The sequence below is a fragment of the Ideonella dechloratans genome (genome assembly GCF_021049305.1).
Lineage (GTDB): Bacteria > Pseudomonadota > Gammaproteobacteria > Burkholderiales > Burkholderiaceae_C > Ideonella > Ideonella dechloratans.
In genome coordinates this window covers 45,484-64,908 of record NZ_CP088081.1, presented here as the reverse complement: position 1 = coordinate 64,908, position 19,425 = coordinate 45,484, and the positions used below count along the sequence as shown (strand labels likewise).

General features: G+C 71.5%; 18 protein-coding genes. 13 read left to right on the top strand and 5 right to left on the bottom strand.

The features are described from left to right. Positions 1 to 6: 6 nt before the first annotated feature. The gene (locus LRM40_RS00295; RefSeq protein WP_151125771.1) at positions 7 to 1,125 is read right to left on the bottom strand and encodes an HD-GYP domain-containing protein; all 1,119 of its coding nucleotides are present in this window, start codon (positions 1,123 to 1,125) and stop codon (positions 7 to 9) included. A 174-nt stretch (positions 1,126 to 1,299) separates the two neighbouring features. Here LRM40_RS00295 and fumC point away from each other — a divergent pair, with 174 nt between their 5' ends. Continuing rightward, positions 1,300 to 2,691: a class II fumarate hydratase gene (gene fumC, locus LRM40_RS00290; protein ID WP_151125770.1), complete on the top strand. Its 1,392-nt coding sequence runs from the start codon at positions 1,300 to 1,302 to the stop codon at positions 2,689 to 2,691. Here the strand turns inward: fumC and LRM40_RS00285 are convergent. Beyond that, complete coding sequence (locus LRM40_RS00285) at positions 2,688 to 3,656, bottom strand: LysR family transcriptional regulator (RefSeq protein WP_151125769.1); 969 nt, start codon at positions 3,654 to 3,656, stop codon at positions 2,688 to 2,690. The two genes, fumC and LRM40_RS00285, sit on opposite strands and share 4 nt — an antisense overlap. 110 nt (positions 3,657 to 3,766) lie before the next feature. Here LRM40_RS00285 and LRM40_RS00280 point away from each other — a divergent pair, with 110 nt between their 5' ends. From LRM40_RS00280 to LRM40_RS00230, 11 genes are all read left to right on the top strand, one after another. Next, on the top strand, positions 3,767 to 5,233 hold the full coding sequence (locus LRM40_RS00280) for a form I ribulose bisphosphate carboxylase large subunit (RefSeq protein ID WP_151125768.1): 1,467 nt from the start codon (positions 3,767 to 3,769) through the stop codon (positions 5,231 to 5,233). Positions 5,234 to 5,525: 292 nt separating this feature from the next. Further along, complete coding sequence (locus LRM40_RS00275) at positions 5,526 to 5,960, top strand: ribulose bisphosphate carboxylase small subunit (protein ID WP_151125767.1); 435 nt, start codon at positions 5,526 to 5,528, stop codon at positions 5,958 to 5,960. 110 nt (positions 5,961 to 6,070) lie between these two features. After that, positions 6,071 to 7,060 carry a CbbX protein gene (gene cbbX / locus LRM40_RS00270; protein WP_151125766.1) on the top strand — a complete coding sequence of 330 codons (990 nt, stop codon included), beginning with the start codon at positions 6,071 to 6,073 and terminating at the stop codon, positions 7,058 to 7,060. Between the two features lie 38 nt (positions 7,061 to 7,098). Further along, entirely contained in the window at positions 7,099 to 8,181 is a 1,083-nt protein-coding gene (locus LRM40_RS00265; protein ID WP_151125765.1) for a class 1 fructose-bisphosphatase, read from the top strand. A gap of 61 nt (positions 8,182 to 8,242) precedes the next feature. Beyond that, positions 8,243 to 9,127 carry a phosphoribulokinase gene (locus LRM40_RS00260; RefSeq protein ID WP_151125764.1) on the top strand — a complete coding sequence of 295 codons (885 nt, stop codon included), beginning with the start codon at positions 8,243 to 8,245 and terminating at the stop codon, positions 9,125 to 9,127. A 2-nt stretch (positions 9,128 to 9,129) separates the two neighbouring features. Then, positions 9,130 to 11,190 (top strand): transketolase, encoded by a 2,061-nt coding sequence (tkt, locus tag LRM40_RS00255; RefSeq protein WP_310739993.1) that lies wholly within the window; start codon positions 9,130 to 9,132, stop codon positions 11,188 to 11,190. Between the two features lie 32 nt (positions 11,191 to 11,222). Next, positions 11,223 to 11,933, top strand: coding sequence for a phosphoglycolate phosphatase (gene gph / locus LRM40_RS00250; protein ID WP_151125437.1), 711 nt, complete (start codon positions 11,223 to 11,225; stop codon positions 11,931 to 11,933). A gap of 49 nt (positions 11,934 to 11,982) precedes the next feature. Continuing rightward, entirely contained in the window at positions 11,983 to 13,005 is a 1,023-nt protein-coding gene (gene gap / locus LRM40_RS00245; protein ID WP_151125436.1) for a type I glyceraldehyde-3-phosphate dehydrogenase, read from the top strand. Further along, positions 13,002 to 14,273 (top strand): phosphoglycerate kinase, encoded by a 1,272-nt coding sequence (locus LRM40_RS00240; RefSeq protein ID WP_151125435.1) that lies wholly within the window; start codon positions 13,002 to 13,004, stop codon positions 14,271 to 14,273. Before gap ends, LRM40_RS00240 begins: the two co-directional genes overlap by 4 nt. Before the next feature lie 26 nt (positions 14,274 to 14,299). Then, complete coding sequence (gene fba / locus LRM40_RS00235) at positions 14,300 to 15,337, top strand: class II fructose-bisphosphate aldolase (RefSeq protein ID WP_151125434.1); 1,038 nt, start codon at positions 14,300 to 14,302, stop codon at positions 15,335 to 15,337. Positions 15,338 to 15,348: 11 nt separating this feature from the next. Next, entirely contained in the window at positions 15,349 to 16,065 is a 717-nt protein-coding gene (locus tag LRM40_RS00230) for an HAD-IA family hydrolase (RefSeq protein ID WP_151125433.1), read from the top strand. A 6-nt stretch (positions 16,066 to 16,071) separates the two neighbouring features. On the opposite strand, the gene LRM40_RS00225 is transcribed toward LRM40_RS00230, so the two are convergent. Beyond that, on the bottom strand, positions 16,072 to 17,601 hold the full coding sequence (locus tag LRM40_RS00225) for a GGDEF domain-containing protein (protein WP_151125432.1): 1,530 nt from the start codon (positions 17,599 to 17,601) through the stop codon (positions 16,072 to 16,074). A gap of 64 nt (positions 17,602 to 17,665) precedes the next feature. On the opposite strand from LRM40_RS00225, the gene LRM40_RS00220 reads away from it, so the two are divergent. After that, a complete protein-coding gene (locus LRM40_RS00220; protein WP_151125431.1) occupies positions 17,666 to 18,292 on the top strand; it encodes a DUF938 domain-containing protein in 627 nt (208 codons plus the stop codon). A 12-nt stretch (positions 18,293 to 18,304) separates the two neighbouring features. Here the strand turns inward: LRM40_RS00220 and LRM40_RS00215 are convergent, their stop codons facing one another. Together LRM40_RS00215 and LRM40_RS00210 are read right to left on the bottom strand one after the other, a co-directional pair. Next, entirely contained in the window at positions 18,305 to 18,907 is a 603-nt protein-coding gene (locus tag LRM40_RS00215; protein WP_231067642.1) for a rhomboid family intramembrane serine protease, read from the bottom strand. A gap of 28 nt (positions 18,908 to 18,935) precedes the next feature. After that, the gene (locus LRM40_RS00210; protein WP_151125430.1) at positions 18,936 to 19,421 is read right to left on the bottom strand and encodes a hypothetical protein; all 486 of its coding nucleotides are present in this window, start codon (positions 19,419 to 19,421) and stop codon (positions 18,936 to 18,938) included. Positions 19,422 to 19,425: the final 4 nt, after the last annotated feature.

Sequence of the window (19,425 nt, the reverse complement as noted above, 5' to 3'; positions counted from 1 at the left end):
CGCGGCTCAGTCCGAGAGGCCCTGCATCACCTGCGCCATCTCGGGGCGCACGGCGTCGAAGGCGGCCACCACCGCCGGGTCGAACTGGCTGCCGGCCCCGGTGAAGATCTGGGCTTCGGCGCTGTCGAGCGACCAGGCGGGCTTGTAGACCCGCTCGTGGGTCAGGGCGTCGTACACGTCGGCCACCGCCATCAGCCGGGCCGGCAGCGGGATGGCTTCGCCGGCCAGACCCGCGGGGTAGCCCTGGCCGTCCCAGTGCTCGTGGTGGTGCAGGGCGATCAGCCGGGCCACCTCGAGGTAGCGCACCGATTCGGGCGGGCTGTCTTCGGGGAAGCGCTGGCCCAGCGCGCGCTGGGCGCGGTCGATGGCGTGCCGGATGGCCTGGCTGCCGATGGTGGTGTGCTGGCGCATCAGACCGAATTCATCGGCCGACAAGGGCCCCCGCTTGAGCAGGATGTGGTCGGGAATGCCGATCTTGCCGATGTCGTGCATCGGCGCGGCCTTGACGATGCGCTGGATCTGGGCCTCGTCCAGCGTCTCGGCATGCCGGGGGTCGTGGCGCAGCTGCCGGGCCAGCAGGTCCACGTAGTGCTGGGTGCGCAGCACGTGGTTGCCGGTCTCGCTGTCGCGGGTTTCGGCCAGCTCGGCCATGCCCGAGAGCATCAGTTCCTGGGCCAGCTGCAGCTCGTCCACCTGCCGTGCCAGGGCCTGTTCCAGGCTGCCGTTCTGCTGGCGCAGGCGGTCGCGGTGCTGCTTGATCTCCAGCTGGGTGCGCACGCGGGCCAGCACCACGGCCGGGCGCACCGGCTTGACGACATAGTCCACCGCGCCCAGGGCCAGACCGAGCTCCTCGTCGCCATCGTCGCCCAGGGCCGAGACGAAGATGACCGGGATGTCGCGTGTGCCCTCCTGCTGCTGCAGGGCGGCCAGCACCGCATGGCCGTCCATGCCGGGCATCTTCACGTCCAGCAGGATCAGGTCGGGTTGCTCGGCCGCGGCCAGGGCCACGGCGGACGCGCCCGAGCGGGTGGCCAGGACGCGGTAGAGGGGATGGAGCAGCCGCGAGAGCACCGCCAGGTTCAGCGGCTCGTCGTCGACAACCAGAATGGTCGCAGGGTGATTCATCTTCTTTTCGACCGGAGCGACAGCGGCAGGTGCCGGGCCTTGGCAGGCCCGCGCGACCATCGTAAGCTGCTGTCGGCTCGCGAGAGCTAGGAGAGAGCCCTCAGATGCCGTCTATCTTCGCGCCGGGTGCAGACCGGCGGGGGCCAGATCATCCCTTCCTTTCGGGAGAGCGGCATGAGCGAAGTGCGCCTGGAACGTGACACCTTCGGCGAAATCGCCGTTCCCGTGGAGCGCTTGTGGGGGGCGCAGACGCAGCGCTCGCTGGAACATTTCGACATCTCCCATGAGCGTATGCCAAGCGCCCTGCTGCATGCCTTGACGCGGGTCAAGCGCGCGGCGGCCGAGGCCAACGCCGCCCTGGGCCTGCTGGAGGCGGCCAAGGCCCGGGCCATCGTGGCGGCGGCCGACGAGGTGCTGGCCGGCCGCTGGGAGGCCGAGTTCCCGCTGGTGGTCTGGCAGACCGGCTCGGGCACCCAGACCCACATGAACGTCAACGAGGTGCTGGCCAACCGGGCCTCGCAGCTGCTGGGCGGCCCGGTGGGGTCGGGGCGCCTGGTGCACCCCAACGACGAGGTGAACCTGGGCCAGTCTTCCAACGATGTCTTTCCCACCGCGATGAACCTGGCCGCCACCCAGGCCCTGCAGGCCGGGCTGCTGCCCGCGCTGGGCCGCTTGCGCGACACCTTGCGGGCCAAGTCCCGCCTGTTCGCCGACATCGTCAAGATCGGCCGCACCCACCTGCAGGACGCCACCCCGCTGAGCCTGGGTCAGGAGATGTCGGGCTGGGTGGCCCAGCTCGACCATGCCGAGGCCCACCTGCGCGCGGCCCTGCCCCATCTGCGCGAGCTGGCCCTGGGCGGCACCGCGGTGGGCACCGGGCTGAACGCCCACCCCGAGTTCGCCACCCGCGTCGTCGATGCGCTGAACCGGGCCACCGGCCTGGGCTTGGTGAGCGCGCCCAACAAGTTCGAGGCCCTGGCCGCGCACGACGCCATCGTCCATGCCCATGGCGCGCTCAAGACCCTGGCGGCGGCCCTGTTCAAGATCGCCAACGACGTGCGCTGGCTGGCCTCGGGCCCGCGCGCCGGCCTGGGCGAGCTGCGCATCCCGGAGAACGAGCCGGGCAGCTCCATCATGCCCGGCAAGGTCAACCCCACCCAGTGCGAGGCCCTGACCATGGTCTGCTGCCAGGTCTTCGGCAACGACGTGGCGGTCAATCTGGCCGGCGCCTCGGGCAATTTCGAGCTCAACGTCTACAAGCCGGTGCTGATCCACGACTTCCTGCAGAGCGTGCGCCTGCTGGCCGACGGCATGACCAGCTTCGAGACCCACTGCGCCAGCGGCATCGAACCGGACCGGGCCCGCATGCACGAGCTGCTGGAGCGCTCGCTGATGCTGGTGACGGCGCTCAACCCCCACATCGGCTACGACCGCGCCGCCGCCATCGCCAAGAAGGCCCACCGCGAGGGCACGACGCTGCGCGAGGCGGCCATCACCAGCGGCCATGTCACGGCCGAGCAGTTCGACGCCTGGGTGGACCCGGCGCGGATGGTGGGCCCCGCCTAGCCCCCGCCGCCGGGCGGGGCCGCGGCCTCCGGCCCGGCGCCGATCCAGGGCCGGTCGTGCGCGGCCAGCCAGGCCTCGCCCTCCTCCAGGATGAAGTAGCGGAAGGCCTCGGCCGCCGGCGAGAGCAGGCGCGACTGCAGGTGCACCACGTTCCAGGTGCGGATCACCGGCGTGTGCTCCACGTGCAGCAGCTCGATCTCGCCGGCGCGCAGCTCCAGCCCCAGCGTGTGCAGGCTCAGGAAGCTCAGGCCCATGCCGGCCATCACCGCCTGCTTGATGGTCTCGTTGCTGGGCATCTCCATCGCGATGCGCGGCGTGACCCGGTGTTCCTGGAAGAAGCGGTCCATCAGGGCCCGGGTGCCGGAAGCGCCCTCGCGCACGATCAGCGGCTGGTTCTCCAGCATGGTCACCGGCACATGGCCCAGGGCCAGCAAGGGGTGACCCGGCGGGGCGACGAAGACATGCGGATGCGCGGCGAAGGGCTCGGCGCGGGTGGCCAGCTCGCGCGGAGGGCGGCCCATGATGGCCAGGTCCACCTCGCCGCTGTTGAGCAGGGCCACCAGCTGGTCCCGGGTGCCCGCCACCTGCAGCCGCACCTCCACGCCCGGGTGCTCGTCGCGAAAGCGCGCCAGCAGGCGCGGCACGAAGTACTTGGCCGTGCTCACCAGGCCCACGTTGAGCACGCCGGTTTCCAGGTGGCGCAGGCGCTGCATCGCGTCCTCGGCGTCCTTCATCACCGCCAGCAGGCGCCGCGCGTGCACCAGGAAGTACTCGCCGGCGGTGGTCAGCGCCACCTTGCGGCCCTGGCGGTCGAACAGCGGCAGCTCCAGCTGGGCTTCCAGCTCCTTGATCTGCATGGTCACGGCCGGCGGCGTCAGGTGCAGGGCCTCGGCCGCGCGCACAAAGCTGAGCTGCCGGGCCACTTCGGTGAAAACCCGGATCTGCCGGAAGGTGACGTTTTTCATTCAGGGAAACTGAATCGAAAGCCAACGAAGTTTGAATTTACCTTATCCATCGCGCTTCCTACATTGGGCTCCAACGACCGACGAACCCGTCCACCCCGAGGAGACACCCCATGAACCAAGCCGTCGAGACCGGCGTGATCCAGGATGCCAAGAAGCGCTACAGCGCCGGCGTGCTCAAGTACCGCCAGATGGGCTATTGGGACCCGGATTACCAGCCCAAGGACACCGACACCCTGTGTCTGTTCCGCATCACCCCGCAGGAGGGGGTGGACCCGGTGGAGGCCGCCGCCGCGGTGGCCGGGGAGAGCAGCACCGCCACCTGGACGGTGGTCTGGACCGACCGCCTGACCGCCTGCGACAGCTACCGCGCCAAGGCCTACAAGGTCGAGCCGGTGCCCGGCACCCCGGGCCAGTACTTCGCCTGGGTGGCCTACGACATCATCCTGTTCGAGGAGGGCTCGATCGCCAACATCACCGCCAGCCTGATCGGCAATGTCTTCAGCTTCAAGCCGCTGAAGGCCGCGCGGCTGGAGGACATCCGCATGCCGGTGGCCCTGGTCAAGACCTTCAAGGGCCCGCCCACCGGCCTGGTGGTCGAGCGCGAGCGCCTGGACAAGTTTGGCCGCCCGCTGCTGGGCGCCACCACCAAGCCCAAGCTGGGCCTGTCCGGGCGCAACTACGGCCGGGTGATCTACGAGGGCCTCAAGGGTGGCCTGGACTTCATGAAGGACGACGAGAACATCAACTCGCAGCCCTTCATGCACTGGCGTGACCGCTTCCTGTACGTGATGGACGCGGTCAACAAGGCCAGCGCCGCCACCGGCGAGGTCAAGGGCAGCTACCTGAACGTGACCGGCGCGACGATGGAGGACATCTATGAGCGTGCCGAGTTCGCCAAGGAGCTGGGCTCGGTGGTCATCATGGTGGACCTGATCATCGGCTGGAGCGCCATCCAGTCCATCGCCAACTGGGCCCGCAAGCACGACATGATCGTGCACATGCACCGGGCCGGCCACGGCACCTACACCCGCCAGAAGAACCACGGCGTGAGCTTCCGCGTGATGGCCAAGTGGCTGCGCCTGGCTGGCGTGGACCACCTGCACACCGGCACCGCGGTGGGCAAGCTCGAGGGCGACCCGATGACGGTGCAGGGCTACTACAACGTCTGCCGCGACAGCTTCACGAAGCAGGACCTGCCGCGCGGTCTGTTCTTCGACCAGGACTGGGCCGACATGAAGAAGGTGATGCCGGTGGCCTCCGGCGGCATCCACGCCGGCCAGATGCACCAGCTGCTGAACCTGTTCGGCGACGACGTGATCCTGCAGTTCGGTGGCGGCACCATCGGCCACCCGGCGGGCATCCAGGCCGGCGCGGTGGCCAACCGGGTGGCGCTGGAGTGCATGGTCAAGGCCCGCAACGAGGGCCGTGACATCGCGGCCGAGGGCCCGGAGATCCTGCGCGCGGCGGCCCAGTTCTGCACCCCGCTGAAACAGGCCCTGGATACCTGGGGCGAGATCAGCTTCAACTACGCCAGCACCGACACCAGCGACTTCGCGCTGACGCCGGCCGTCGCCTGACACCTTCCAACCCCGCCTGCCCAGCGTGGCGCGCAAGCAGGCCGGCACGGCGCTTCGCTGCGCTCATGTCCCCCGCCGACGGCCTCCGGCCGCCGGCTCCTCCTTGACTTCGCTCCGCGAAGCGCCGCACCGACCTGCGGCCAGCGGGTGACTGGTGAAGCGAAGTCAAGGAGGAGGCCCTGGCCAAGGGCCAGGGCCGGGGGACATGAGCGGAAGCAGTCGCCCGTTGGCCGCAAGCACGCCGCGACCGCTTTTGACCGAAATGGGCGAGAGCCCCCAAGGAGCACCCACCATGATGACCAACCCCACCGGCCGCCTGACCCAGGGCCAGTTCAGCTTTCTGCCCGACCTGAGCGACGCCGAGATCCGCGCGCAGATCGAGTACGGCCTGGCCAAGGGCTATGCCTGGAGCGTCGAATACACCGACGACCCGCACCCGCGCAACACCTACTGGGAGATGTACGGCATGCCCATGTTCGACCTGCAGGACGCCGCCGGCGTGATGCTCGAACTGCAAGGCTGCCGCCAGGCCTTCCCGCGCCACTACATCCGCATGATGGCCTTCGATTCGACCCGCGGCATCGAGTCCATCGCCATGTGCTTCATCGTCAACCGCCCGCCGGCCGAGCCGGGCTTCCAGCTGCAGCGGCAGGAGATCCACGGCCGCAGCCAGCGCTACACCCTGCGTGGCTACGCCGCCGACCATCCCGAGGCCGAGCGCTACTGAGCGAGCAAAGCGCCACGAGCGCATCGCGCGTCGCCTGCGCAATCCCCGCGCGTCCCTTGTTCCGGGTCAGGCTCGTTCCATGAGCCTGACTCCCCTGCCGGAGGTCCCCGATGAACGCCCCGCTCTACGCCATCCCCGGCGTGGCGACGACGGCCACGGCCGCAGCCACGCCCGCCGCCCCGGAGGCGGCGCCCGCGGCCCGCACCGTCCACGAGGTGCTGGCCCAAAGCCGGGTGATGGAGGTGCTCGACGAGCTCGACCGCGACCTGGTCGGCCTGCGCCCGGTCAAGGCGCGGCTGCGCGACATCGCCGCGCTGCTGGTGATCGACAGGCTGCGCGCCCAGTTCCAGCTGGCCGCTCAAGCACCCAGCCTTCACATGTGCTTCACGGGCAACCCCGGCACCGGCAAGACCACGGTGGCCCTGCGCATGGCCGAGATCCTTCACCGCCTGGGCTACATCCGCAAGGGCCACCTGGTGGCCGTCACCCGCGACGACCTGGTGGGCCAGTACATCGGCCACACCGCGCCCAAGACCAAGGAGGTGCTGAAGAAGGCCATGGGCGGGGTGCTGTTCATCGACGAGGCCTACTACCTCTACCGGCCCGAGAACGAGCGCGACTACGGCCAGGAGGCCATCGAGATCCTGCTGCAGGTGATGGAGAACCAGCGCGACGACCTGGTGGTGATCCTGGCGGGCTACAAGGACCGCATGGACACCTTCTTCCAGTCCAACCCGGGCATGAGCTCGCGCATCGCCCATCACCTCGACTTTCCCGACTACAGCGCCGATGAGCTGCTGGGCATCGCCGACCGCATGCTCGCCGGCCAGCACTACCGCTTCGGCGACGGTGCCCGCGACGCCTTCGCCCGCTACCTGGCCCTGCGCCTGGCCCAGCCCCACTTCGCCAACGCCCGCAGCGTGCGCAACGCGCTGGACCGGGCCCGCCTGCGCCAGGCCAGCCGGCTCTTCGCCGAGCCCGACCGGGTGCTCGATGCCGAGGCCCTGTCCACGCTGCTGCCCGAGGACATCGCCGCCAGCCGGGTCTTCGCCTCGACCGCCGCGGCGGACACGACCCCGGCTGACGCACCCGCGGCCTGAGCCGGCGCGGCCCCCCCAGAACACCCAAGGAGACTGTCATGCCCCTGTCCCACCGCCCCACGCTCACCCAGTACCTGATCGAGCAGCGCCGGCGCTTTCCCGGCGCCAGCGGGGAACTCAACGCCCTGATCCTTGATGTGGCCCTGGCGGCCAAGGCCATCGCCCGCGCGGTCAAGCTCGGCGAGCTGGGCAGCGCGGCCCCGGCCACACCGGCGGCCGTCAACGTGCAGGGCGAGGAACAGAAGCCCCTGGACGTGCTGGCCAACGAGGTCTTCCTGTGCCGCAACGAGGGCTCGGGCACCCTGGCCGGCATGGCCTCCGAGGAGATGGAGGCGCCCTACCCCATCCCGGACAGCCAGCCGCGCGGCAAGTACCTGCTGCTGTTCGACCCGCTGGACGGCTCCAGCAACATCGACGTCAACGTCTCGGTGGGCAGCATCTTCTCCATCCTGCGCGCGCCGCAGGACGTGGTGGACAGCGGCCGCGCGCCGGTGGAGGCCGACTTCCTGCAGCCCGGCGCGGCCCAGGTGGCCGCCGGCTACGCGCTCTATGGCCCCACCACCATGCTGGTGCTCAGCGTGGGCCACGGCACGGTGGGCTTCACCCTGCACCCGGACCTGGGCGAGTTCATGCTGACCCACCCGGACCTGCAGGTGCCGCCCGACACCCGCGAGTTCGCGATCAACGCCTCCAACAGCCGCTTCTGGGAGCCGCCGATCAAGCGTTATGTGGACGAGTGCCTTGCCGGCGCCAGCGGCGCGCGCGGCAAGGACTTCAACATGCGCTGGATCGCCTCGCTGGTGGCCGAGACCCACCGCATCCTGATGCGCGGCGGCGTCTTCATGTACCCCAGGGACCGCAAGGAGCCGGCCCGCGCCGGCCGCCTGCGCCTCCTGTACGAGGCCAACCCGGTGGGCTTCCTGATCGAGCAGGCGGGCGGGCGCGCCTCCACCGGCCTGCAGCCGGTGCTGGGCGTGCGGCCCGGCGCGCTGCACCAGCGCATCGGCCTGGTCTTCGGCTCGCGCCACGAGGTCGAGCGCATCGAGCAGTACCACCGCGATCCGTCGGAGGCCGAGCCGGCCAATCCGCTGTTCGCCGAGCGCAGCCTGTTCAGGGCCTGAGGCCCCGCCGGCCCACGCCCCTCACGCCATTCATTCCAAGAAGACCCGGAGACACACGACCATGTCCGCGCGACACCCCATCATCGCCATCACCGGTTCGTCCGGTGCGGGCACCTCCTCGGTGACCCGCACCTTCGAGAACATCTTCCGCCGCGAGAACGTGCGCGCCGCCGTCATCGAGGGTGACAGCTTCCACCGCTACGACCGCGGCGAGATGCGCCAGCGCCAGCGCGCGGCCGAGGAAGCCGGCAACACCCACTTCAGCCACTTCGGGCCGGAGAACAACCTCTTCGCCGAGCTGGAGCAGCTCTTTCACAGCTATGGCGAATCGGGCACCGGCCGGCGCCGGCGCTACCTGCACGACCCGGTGGAGGCCCAGCCCTACGGCCAGGAGCCCGGCACCTTCACCCCCTGGGAGGAGCTGCCCGGCGACACCGACCTGCTGTTCTACGAAGGCCTGCATGGCGCCGTCGTCACGCCCGAGGTCAACATCGCCCGCCACCCCGACCTGCTGATCGGCGTGGTGCCCGTCATCAACCTGGAATGGATCCAGAAGCTCTGGCGCGACAAGCATGTGCGCGGCTACAGCGCCGAGGCGGTGACCGACACCATCCTGCGCCGCATGCCCGACTACGTGCATTACATCGTGCCGCAGTTCGCCCACACCCACGTCAACTTCCAGCGCGTGCCGGTGGTGGACACCTCCAACCCCTTCATCGCCCGCGACATCCCCACGGCCGACGAATCGATCTGCGTGATCCGCTTCGCCAACCCCAAGGGCATCGACTTCCCCTACCTGCTCAACATGATCAACAACGCGTGGATGAGCCGCGCCAACACCCTGGTGGTGCCCGGCGGCAAGATGGAACTGGCGATGCAGCTCATCTTCACGCCCTACATCTGGCGCATGATGGAACGGCGCCAGCGTGCGCGTCAGGCGGTGTGACCATGGCCGCCCACGCTTCCGCCGCCGCCGAGCGCGTGGTCCGCCCCGTGCGCACCCCGCTGAACCCGCTGGCCAATGCGCTGCGCGCGCTGGCCATGGACGCCGTGCAACAGGCCCGCAGCGGCCACCCCGGCGCGCCCATGGGCATGGCCGAGATGGCCGTGGCCCTGTGGCACCACCACCTGCGCCACGACCCGGCCGATCCCCACTGGTGGGACCGCGACCGCTTCGTGCTCTCCAACGGCCACGCCAGCATGCTGCTCTACGCGCTGCTGCACCTGACCGGCTACGACCTCCCCGTGGACGAGCTGCGCCGCTTCCGGCAGGCCGGCAGCCGCACCCCCGGCCACCCCGAGGTCGACCACACCCCCGGCGTCGAGACCACCACCGGCCCGCTGGGCCAGGGCCTGGCCAACGCGGTGGGCCTGGCCCTGGCCGAGAAGCTGCTGGCCGACGAGTTCAACCGCCCCGGCCACACCGTGGTGGACCACCGCACCTGGGTCTTCCTGGGCGACGGCTGCCTGATGGAGGGCCTGAGCCAGGAGGCCATCTCGCTGGCCGGAGCCTGGAAGCTGCACAAGCTGGTGGCGCTGTACGACGACAACGGCATCAGCATCGACGGCGCCGTCACGCCCTGGTTCGCCGACGACACCGCGGCCCGCTTCGCCGCCTGCGGCTGGGCCGTGCTGGGCCCGGTGGACGGCCACGACGTGGCCGCGCTGGACGCCGCGCTGGCCCAGGCCCGCCGCCACGACCGGCCCACCCTGGTCATCTGCCGCACCACCATCGGCCGCGGCGCACCGGGCCGCCAGGGCTCGGCCCAGGCCCACGGCGAGCCGCTGGGCGCCGAGGAGATTGCCGCCACCCGCGCCGCGCTGGGCTGGACGGCCGGGCCTTTCGAGGTGCCCACCGACATCGCCCAGGCCTGGGACGCCCGGACCCGCGGCGCGGCCGCGCACGCGGCCTGGCAGGCCCGCTGGGAGGCCTACCGGGCCGCCTTCCCGGCCGAGGCCGCCGAGCTGGCGCGCCGGCTGCGCGGCGATCTGCCGCTGGACTTTGAGCTCGAAGGCTGGCGCGAGCTGGCCGAGGTGCAGCAGCGCGGCGAGGTGGTGGCCACCCGCAAGGCCTCGCAGCAGGCCATCGCCCGGCTGGCGCCCCGGCTGCCGGAGCTGCTGGGCGGTTCGGCCGACCTCACCGCCTCCAACCTGACCGACTGGCCCGGCTGCGGTGCCGTGCGCGGCGGCCAGCCCGGCGGGCGCCACATCAACTACGGCGTGCGCGAGTTCGGCATGTCGGCCATCATGAACGGCATCGCGCTGCATGGCGGCTTCATCCCCTTCGGCGGCACCTTCATGGTGTTCAGCGACTACAGCCGCAACGCCATCCGCATGGCCGCGTTGATGAAGAAGCGCGTGGTGCACGTGCTCACCCACGACTCCGTCGGCCTGGGCGAGGACGGCCCCACCCACCAGCCGGTGGAGCACGCCTGGTCGCTGCGCCTGATCCCCAACCTCGATGTCTGGCGCCCCTGCGACGCGGCCGAGACGGCGGTGGCCTGGCAGATGGCCTTGTCGCAGGCCGACCGGCCCAGCGCCTTGCTGCTGTCGCGCCAGGCCCTGCCGGCCCAGGCCCGCAGCCCGGAGCAGGTGGCGTCCATCCGGCGCGGCGGCTATGTGCTGTCGGACCGGCCGCAGGCTCAGGCGGTGATCCTGGCCACCGGCTCGGAGGTGGCGCTGGCGATGCAGGCCCAGGCCCTGCTGGACGCGCAGGGCCTGCCGGTGCGGGTGGTGTCCATGCCGTCCACCAGCGTGTTCGACGCGCAGGACGCGCGCTACCGCGACGGCGTGCTGGGCCGCCACCTGCCGCGCGTGGCGGTGGAGGCCGGCAGCACCCGCGGCTGGGCCTTCTACGGCTGCCGCGAGGTGCTGGGCCTGGACCACTTCGGCGCCTCGGCCCCCGGCCCGGCGCTGATGCAGTCCCTGGGCTTCACCGCCGAGCAGCTGGCCGACAAGGTGCGCGCGGCGATCGACCACGAGCCCCAGATCGAGCGTTCCTCCAACTGAGGCTGTCCGTCTCCTCCTCTGAAAGGCCCCCCATGCGCTACAGCGTCCTCAGCTTCGACCTGGACGGCACCCTGGTGGACACCGCCGCCGAGATCGCCGAGGCGGTCAACCGCACCCTGGCCGAGTTCGGCGTGCCGCGCCAGGACGAGGAACGCATCACCCGCCACATCGGCCATGGCGCCCGCCACACCCTGCTGCGGGTGCTGGCCGACCTGCTGCTGGCCGAGCCGGACCGGGCCGAGCGCCTGCGGCCCGACGCGGTGCTGCCGCGCTGGGAGGCCCACTACGGCACCCTGGCCGGCCGCCAGGCCAAGCCCTACCCCGGCTGCGCGGAGATGCTGCGCGCCCTGCGCCTGGGCGGCGTGCGCCTGGCCTGCCTGACCAACAAGGAGCACCGCCACGCCCAGCAGGTGCTGCGGCGCTGCGGCCTGGCCAGCGCCTTCGACTTCGTGCTGGGTGGCGACAGCCTGCCCCAGCGCAAGCCGGACCCCGCCACGCTGCGCCATGTGCTGGCGGCCCTGGGCGGCCAGCCCCAGCGCGCGGCCCATGTGGGCGATTCGCGCATCGACATCGAGACCGCCCGCGCCGCCGGCGCCCAGGCCTGGGCCGTGCCATGGGGCTACGACGGCGGGGCCCCGCTGCTGGAGGCCCGGCCCGACCAGGTCTTCGACAGCCTGCCCGACATCGCCGAGCACGTGCTGGGCGTCAACCGGGCCTGGATCGCCGCGGCGGCCACGGCCTGAGCCCCCGGTTCCCTCTTCCCTTCACCCTCTCACTTTCTCAAGGTTGCTCATGACGATCCGGATCGGCATCAACGGCTTCGGCCGCATCGGCCGCATGGTGCTGCGCGCTGCGGTGCAGAACTTCGCTGACGACATCGAGGTCGCCGGCATCAACGACCTGCTGGAGCCCGACTACCTGGCCTACCTGCTGACCTACGACAGCGTGCACGGCCGCTTCCAGGGCGAGGTGGCGGTCGAGGGACAGACCCTGATCGTCAACGGCCGGCGCATCCGGCTGACGTCGGTGAAGAACCCGGCCGAGCTGGCCTGGGGCGACATCGGTGTCGACGTGGTCATCGAATCCACCGGCCTGTTCCTGACGAAGGACACCGCCGAGAAGCACCTGAAGGCCGGCGCCAGGAAGGTCATCATGTCGGCCCCGTCCAAGGACGACACCCCGATGTTCGTCTACGGCGTGAACGACACCACCTACGCCGGCCAGGCCATCATCTCCAACGCCAGCTGCACCACCAACTGCCTGGCCCCGGTGGCCAAGGTGCTCAACGACACCTTCGGCATCCAGCGCGGCCTGATGACCACCGTGCACGCCGCCACCGCCACCCAGAAGACCGTGGACGGCCCGTCCAACAAGGACTGGCGCGGTGGCCGCGGCATCCTGGAGAACATCATCCCCAGCAGCACCGGTGCCGCCAAGGCCGTGGGCGTGGTGATCCCCGAGCTGAACAAGAAGCTCACCGGCATGTCCTTCCGGGTGCCGACCTCCGACGTGTCGGTGGTGGACCTGACCGTCGAGCTGAACAAGGAAGCCTCGTACGAGGACATCTGCGCGGCGATGAAGGCCGCCAGCCAGGGCGCCATGAAGGGCGTGCTGGGCTACACCGAGGACAAGGTGGTGGCCACCGACTTCCGTGGCGAGTCCTGCACCTCGATGTTCGATGCCGAGGCCGGCATCGCCCTGGACACCACCTTCGTCAAGGTCGTGGCCTGGTACGACAACGAGTGGGGTTACTCGAACAAGTGCCTGGAGATGGCGCGCGTGGTGGCCCGCGGCGTCGGGCGGGGCCGGGCATGAAGGTGCTGCGTTTCGAGGACCTCGTCAACGAGGGGCGCGTCACCGGCCAGCGCGTGTTCATCCGCGCCGATCTCAACGTGCCCCTGAGTGCGGCCGGCGAGATCACCGAGGACACCCGCATCCGCGCCTCGGTGCCCTGCATCGAGATGGCCCTGCAGGCCGGCGCCGCGGTGATGGTCACCTCCCACCTGGGCCGCCCCACCGAAGGCGAGTTCAAGCCCGAGGACTCGCTGGCCCCGGTGGCCGCGCGCCTGTCCGAGCTGCTGGGCCGCGAGGTGAAGCTGGTCGCGAACTGGGTCGACGGCGTGGACGTGGCCCCCGGCCAGGTCGTGCTGCTGGAGAACTGCCGCGTCAACGTCGGCGAGAAGAAGAACAAACCTGAACTGGCGCAGAAGATGGCCGCCCTGTGCGACATCTACGTCAACGACGCCTTCGGCACCGCCCACCGCGCCGAAGGCACGACCTACGGCATCGCCGAGTACGCCAAGGTGGCCTGCGCCGGCCCGCTGCTCGCCGCCGAGATCGACGCCATCACCCAGGCGCTGGCCTTGGGCGCCGTCGCCGGGCCGTCCCAAGACGGTGCCCTCCCCCTCGGGGGGCCCGGCGCAGCCGGGGTGGGGGCTCCAGGACCGAAGCGTCCGCTGATCGCCATCGTCGCCGGCTCCAAGGTCAGCACCAAGCTGACCATCCTGCAGAGCCTGTCGAGCAAGGTCGACGGCCTGATCGTCGGCGGCGGCATCGCCAACACCTTCCTGCTGGCCGCGGGCCTGAAGATCGGCAAGAGCCTGGCCGAGCCGGACCTGGTGGGCGAGGCCACCGCGGTGATCGAGGCCATGAAGGCCCGGGGCGCCGAGGTGCCCATTCCCGTGGACGTGGTTTGCGCCAAGACCTTTGCGGCTGATGCACCGGCCGCCGTCAAGGCCGCCAGCGAGGTGGCCGACGACGACCTGATCCTGGACATCGGCCCGAAGACCGCGGCCATCCTGGCCGACAAGCTCAAGGCCGCCGGCACCATCGTCTGGAACGGCCCGGTGGGCGTCTTCGAGTTCGACGCCTTCGCGCACGGCACCGAGACCATCGCCCGCGCGATCGCCCAAAGCCCGGCCTTCAGCATCGCCGGCGGCGGCGACACCCTGGCGGCCATCGCCAAGTACGGCATCGAGCGGGACGTGGGCTACATCTCCACCGGCGGCGGCGCCTTCCTGGAGGTGCTGGAAGGCAAGACCCTGCCGGCCTTCGAGATCCTGGCCAAGCGTGCCCAGAGCTGACACCCCATCATCACAGGAGACACCCCATGGCCCTCATCGCCCTGCGCCAACTGCTGGACCACGCCGCCGACCACGGCTACGGCGTGCCCGCCTTCAACGTCAACAACCTCGAGCAGGTCCACGCCATCATGCAGGCGGCCCAGGCCACCGACAGCCCGGTGATCCTGCAGGCCAGCGCCGGCGCCCGCAAGTACGCCGGCGAGGCCTACCTGCGCCACCTGGTGCTGGCCGCCATCGAGACCCACCCGGACATCCCCGTCTGCCTGCACCAGGACCACGGCGCCTCGCCGGCCGTCTGCCTCCAGGCCATCCGCTCGGGCTTCTCCAGCGTGATGATGGACGGCTCGCTGAAGGAAGATGCCAAGACCCCGGCCGACTACGCCTACAACGTGGCCGTCACCGCCCAGGTCTGCCAGATGGCCCATGCCGTGGGCGTGAGCGTGGAGGGCGAGCTGGGCTGCCTGGGCTCGCTGGAGACCGGCGATGCCGGCGAGGAGGACGGCGTGGGCGCGGCCGGCAAGCTCAGCCACGACCAGATGCTGACCGACCCGGCCGAGGCCCGGGACTTCGTGGCCCGCACCGGCGTGGACGCGCTGGCCATCGCCATCGGCACCAGCCACGGCGCCTACAAGTTCACCCGCCCGCCCACCGGCGAGGTGCTGGCCATCGACCGCATCGCGCAGATCCACGCCGCGGTGCCCAACACCCACCTGGTGATGCACGGCAGCTCCAGCGTGCCGCAGGAGTGGCTGGCCATCCTGCGCCAGTACGGGGGCGACATCAAGGAGACCTACGGCGTGCCGGTGGCCGAGATCGTGCGCGGCATCGCCAGCGGCGTGCGCAAGGTCAACATCGACACCGACATCCGCCTGGCCATGTTCGGCGCGATGCGCCAGCTGATGGCCACCCAGCCCAGCGAGTTCGACCCGCGCAAGGCCCTGGCCGCCGCGACGAAGGCCGCCCAGGGCCTGTGCCAGGCGCGCTTCGAGGCCTTCGGCTGCGCCGGCCAGGCCAGCCGCATCCGGCCGCTGCCGCTGGAGGCCCTGGTGCCGCGCTACCGCTGAAAGGAACCGCGATGCTCGAAGCCCTGCTGTGGGACGTGGACGGCACCCTGGCCGAGACCGAGCGCGACGGCCACCGGGTGGCCTTCAACCTGGCCTTTGCCGAGGCCGGCCTGCCCTGGGGCTGGTGCGAGCGCCGCTACGGCGAGCTGCTGCAGGTGACCGGCGGGCGCGAGCGCCTGCTGGCCGACATGGCCACCCGGGCCGATGCCCCGGCGACGCCGGCCGCGCGCGAGGCCCTGGCCCGGCGCCTGCATGCGCTGAAGAACGCCGCCTACGCCCGCCTGGTGGCCGAGGACCGGCTGCGGGCCCGCCCGGGCGTGGTCGGCCTGATCCGCGCCGCGCGCGCGGCCGGGCTGCGCCAGGCCATCGTCACCACCACCAGCCGGGCCAACGTCCAGGCCCTGCTGCCGCGCCTGCTGGGGCCGGACTGGGCGGACTGCTTCGACGCCCTGCTGTGCGGCGAGGACGTGGTCGCCAAGAAGCCCGACCCCGAGGTCTACACGCTGGCGCTGCGGCGTCTGGGCCTGGCGCCCGAGCAGGCCCTGGCGCTGGAGGATTCGCCCGCCGGCCTGCAGGCCGCGCAGGCCGCCGGTGTGGCCGTGCTGCTGCGTCCCAGCGCCTACTTCCCCCGCCCGCCGGACGGGGCCGGCTGGACCTGGGACGAGGCCCAGCCTCCGGACCTGGCCGCGCTGCGCCTGGGCCATGCCCGTCACACGGCCGTGGCCTGAGGCCGTTCAGGCCATGCCGGCCACCCGGTTGCGGCCCTCGCACTTGGCGCGGTAGAGCGCCAGGTCGGCCTGGGCGATCAGCGTGTCCATGTCCAGCTCGCCGGTCTGCTCGCTGTGGCTGGCCCAGCCCACGCTGACCGTGACGCAGCCGCTGGGCGAGGCCGGGTGCTGCAGGCCCAGGGCCTCCACCGCGCTGCGCAGCCGCTCGGCCAGGCCCGGCGCGTCGCGGTGGGAGGCGGCCGGGAACAGGGCCAGGAACTCCTCGCCGCCGTAGCGCACCAGCACGTCGTCGGGGCGGGCCAGCGTGCTGCTCAGGGCCTGGGCCACCTGGCGCAGGCAGGCGTCGCCGTAGCGGTGGCCGCGCTGATCGTTGAGCGGCTTGAAGTGGTCCACGTCCACCATCATCACCGTCCAGTCGCGTGGGGGGTGGCGCCGCCGCTCGGGCTGCCGCAGCCGGGCCATCACCTGCTTGAGGTGGTGGCGGTTGGGCACGCCGGTCAGCGCGTCGGTCCAGGCGATGCGGGCCAGCTTGCGGCGCTGGCGCCGCAGCGACTCGCTCTTGAGCCGGTGCTGCACCTGGGCCAGCGTGCTGCGCCAGGCGCTGGCCCCGGCGGCCAGCAGCACGCCGGCCACGCCCCAACCGTAGTCCAGCCGGACGAGCCGCAGCGACAGCAGCAGCAGCGTGCCCGACAGCAGCATGGGGCTGACGCTGCGCACCAGGAACTCCCAGCGCCGCGAGGGCAGCGGCCAGGGGCTGGGCAGCGGCCGCGCGCCCGGCCAGGCCAGCAGCACCAGCGGCAGGAAGGTCAGCGTGATCAGGCTGCTCCAGGCCGGGGTCACGGCCTCGGGCCAGCGGGCCGTCAGGTGGTTGTTCAGGGCCGCGCCCAGGGTGTAGAGGCCCACGTGCAGGCTCATCGCCCCGAACAGGGTGCGCTCGGCCGACGAGACCGCCGCGCTCCAGCAGACCGCCATGCCCACCCCCAGGTAGAGGTTCTGGGCGTCGATCAGCCAGAGCTGGGTGGACAGGCCGGGGGCATCCGGCGTGCTGTCCGCCGCCAGCGAGCCCCAGGTCAGCCAGAACCAGGCCAGCGCCACGGCCAGGGCCTGGATGACGTCCAGGCCGAAGGCGGTGTGGGGCTCGCGCTCGCGCCAGGGCCGGGCCAGCAGCAGCAGCAGCGGCACCGCCCAGAGCTGGAACAGCATCAGGATGGCACGGTGGGGCAGGGCGTGCTGGCCCAGGCCCCATTCCCACCAGAGGTTGCCGGCCTGGCCCAGGCTCCACACGCCCAGGCTGGCGGCCACGCAGGTCCAGCCCCAGCGCACGGCCGGTTCGGTTTCGGCGCGGGCACGGCGCAGCGTCACCGCCAGGGCCAGCAGCGCCGCGGCCAGCACCACCAGGTAGGCCGGCAGGCTGGTGCCGCCGGCCAGGCCCGCAGCCAGCACCAGGGCCTGGAGCGCGAGGAAGCCGAGGGTGACACGCAAGGACAAGGGCACGGCGGGCACCCCGCGAAACAGCAGCGGGGCGGTGGCGAACAAGCGTTCGATTTTGACCAAAACCGCCGACAGTTCCGGGGACGTTTCCTCCGTTCACAATGGGAGCGTGAATTCCGCACTCCCCCACAGCCCGGCGGCCGACCGCAACAAGGGCCCCATCCTGGACCAGCTGCGCGCGCTGCTGCCGGTGGGCGCCCGGGTGCTGGAGATCGCCAGCGGCACCGGCCAGCATGCCGAGCACTTCGCCCTGGCCTCGCGCCGTGGCGGCTGGGGCTGGCAGTGGCAGCCCAGCGAGGCCACGCCCGCCGGCCTGCGGCCTCTGGCCGAGCGGCTGGCCGAGGTGCCCGGGGTGCGCCCCCCGCTGATGCTGGACGTGCGCCAGCCCGACTGGCCCAAGGCGGCCGGGGCCGCTGGCTGGGACGCCGTCTACGTGGCCAACCTGCTGCACATCTCGCCCTGGGCCTGCGCCGGTGCGCTCATGCGCGGCGCCGCGCGCGTGCTGCGCCCGGGCGGGCGGCTGATCGTTTACGGCCCCTTCATCGTCGAGGGCGAGCCCACCTCGCCCAGCAACCAGGCCTTCGACATCGACCTGCGCAGCCGCGATGCGGCCTGGGGCCTGCGCCACCTGAGCGATGTGCAGGACGAGGCCCGCGCGGCCGGCCTGGTCTTCGAGGCCCTGCAGGACATGCCGGCCCACAACCGGCTGCTGGTCTTCGGCCGGCCTGCGGGCTGAGCCGGGCCGCGTTCAGCCCAGCCAGGCCCGCGCCACCCAGCCCGGGGCCACCGCCAGCGCGAACAGCAGGCCCGAGACGGCGCCCCACAGGTGGGCCTCGTGGTTGGTGCGGCCGCGCTGCTGCTGGCCGGCCCACAGGGTGTAGGCCAGATAGCCCAGGCCGAAAATCGGCGCCGGGATGGGCACCGGGATCGGCAGGATGTAGAGCTTGGCGCCGGGGAACAGCGCGATGGCCGCGAACACCACCGCCATCACCGCGCCGGAGGCGCCCAGGCACTGGTAGGCCGGGTTGTGGCGCTGCTTGAACCAGGTGCCCAGCGTGCTGGCCAGCAGGCCCACCGCGTAGAGCAGCAGGAAGCGCGGCGTGCCCAGGGCCCGCTCCAGCCCGGGCGCGAAGGCCCAGAAGCTGAAGCCGTTGAAGATCAGGTGGGTCAGGTCCGCATGCAGGAAGGCATGGCTGAGGACGGTGCCCCACTGCCGGCGGCGCAGCAGCCAGTAGGGGCGCAGCACGCCACGGTCCAGCCATTGGGGGGCGCGGTAGAAGGCCCACAGGCTGATGGCGGCCATGGCGGCCAGCAGCAGGCTGGCGGCGGGCGAGGCGAGAACGGAGGACATGGCCGGCGATGGTAGCCGGCCGCCGGGCTCAGTCCTGTGTCACCGGCAACAGGCGCTGGTGCGGGCCTTCCAGCAGATCGCGTTCGGCCCAGCCTCGGCCGGTGCACAGCGGGAAGCTGGCCACGTGGCAGCCGTCGGCCTCGGCCAGCTCCACCCACACCACCGGCACGTCGTGCGGGCTGCGCTGCTCCACCGCGTAGGCGTACAGCGCGGCCGGCTGCGCACTGTCGAGCAGTTGCTCGAAGAGCCGGGGCCGCCGGGTGGCGTCGGCCCAGTCCTCGGCGCTGCCGCTGTCCAGGTCGCCGGGCAGCAGGCGCACGCTGCCGGTCAGCTGGCCGGGGATCTGCGTGTCCGCCTCCAGCGCGAAGAGCTGTCCTCGCACATGCAACCCGCGCTGCACCTGGCGGCGCATGCCGCGGTAGAGCAGGTCGAAGGCCGCGTTGATGTCCGATGACTCCATGAAACGGTGGCGGCGGTCGCCGCGGTGGTCTTGCAGAGGGGGGAAGTCGAACATGGCG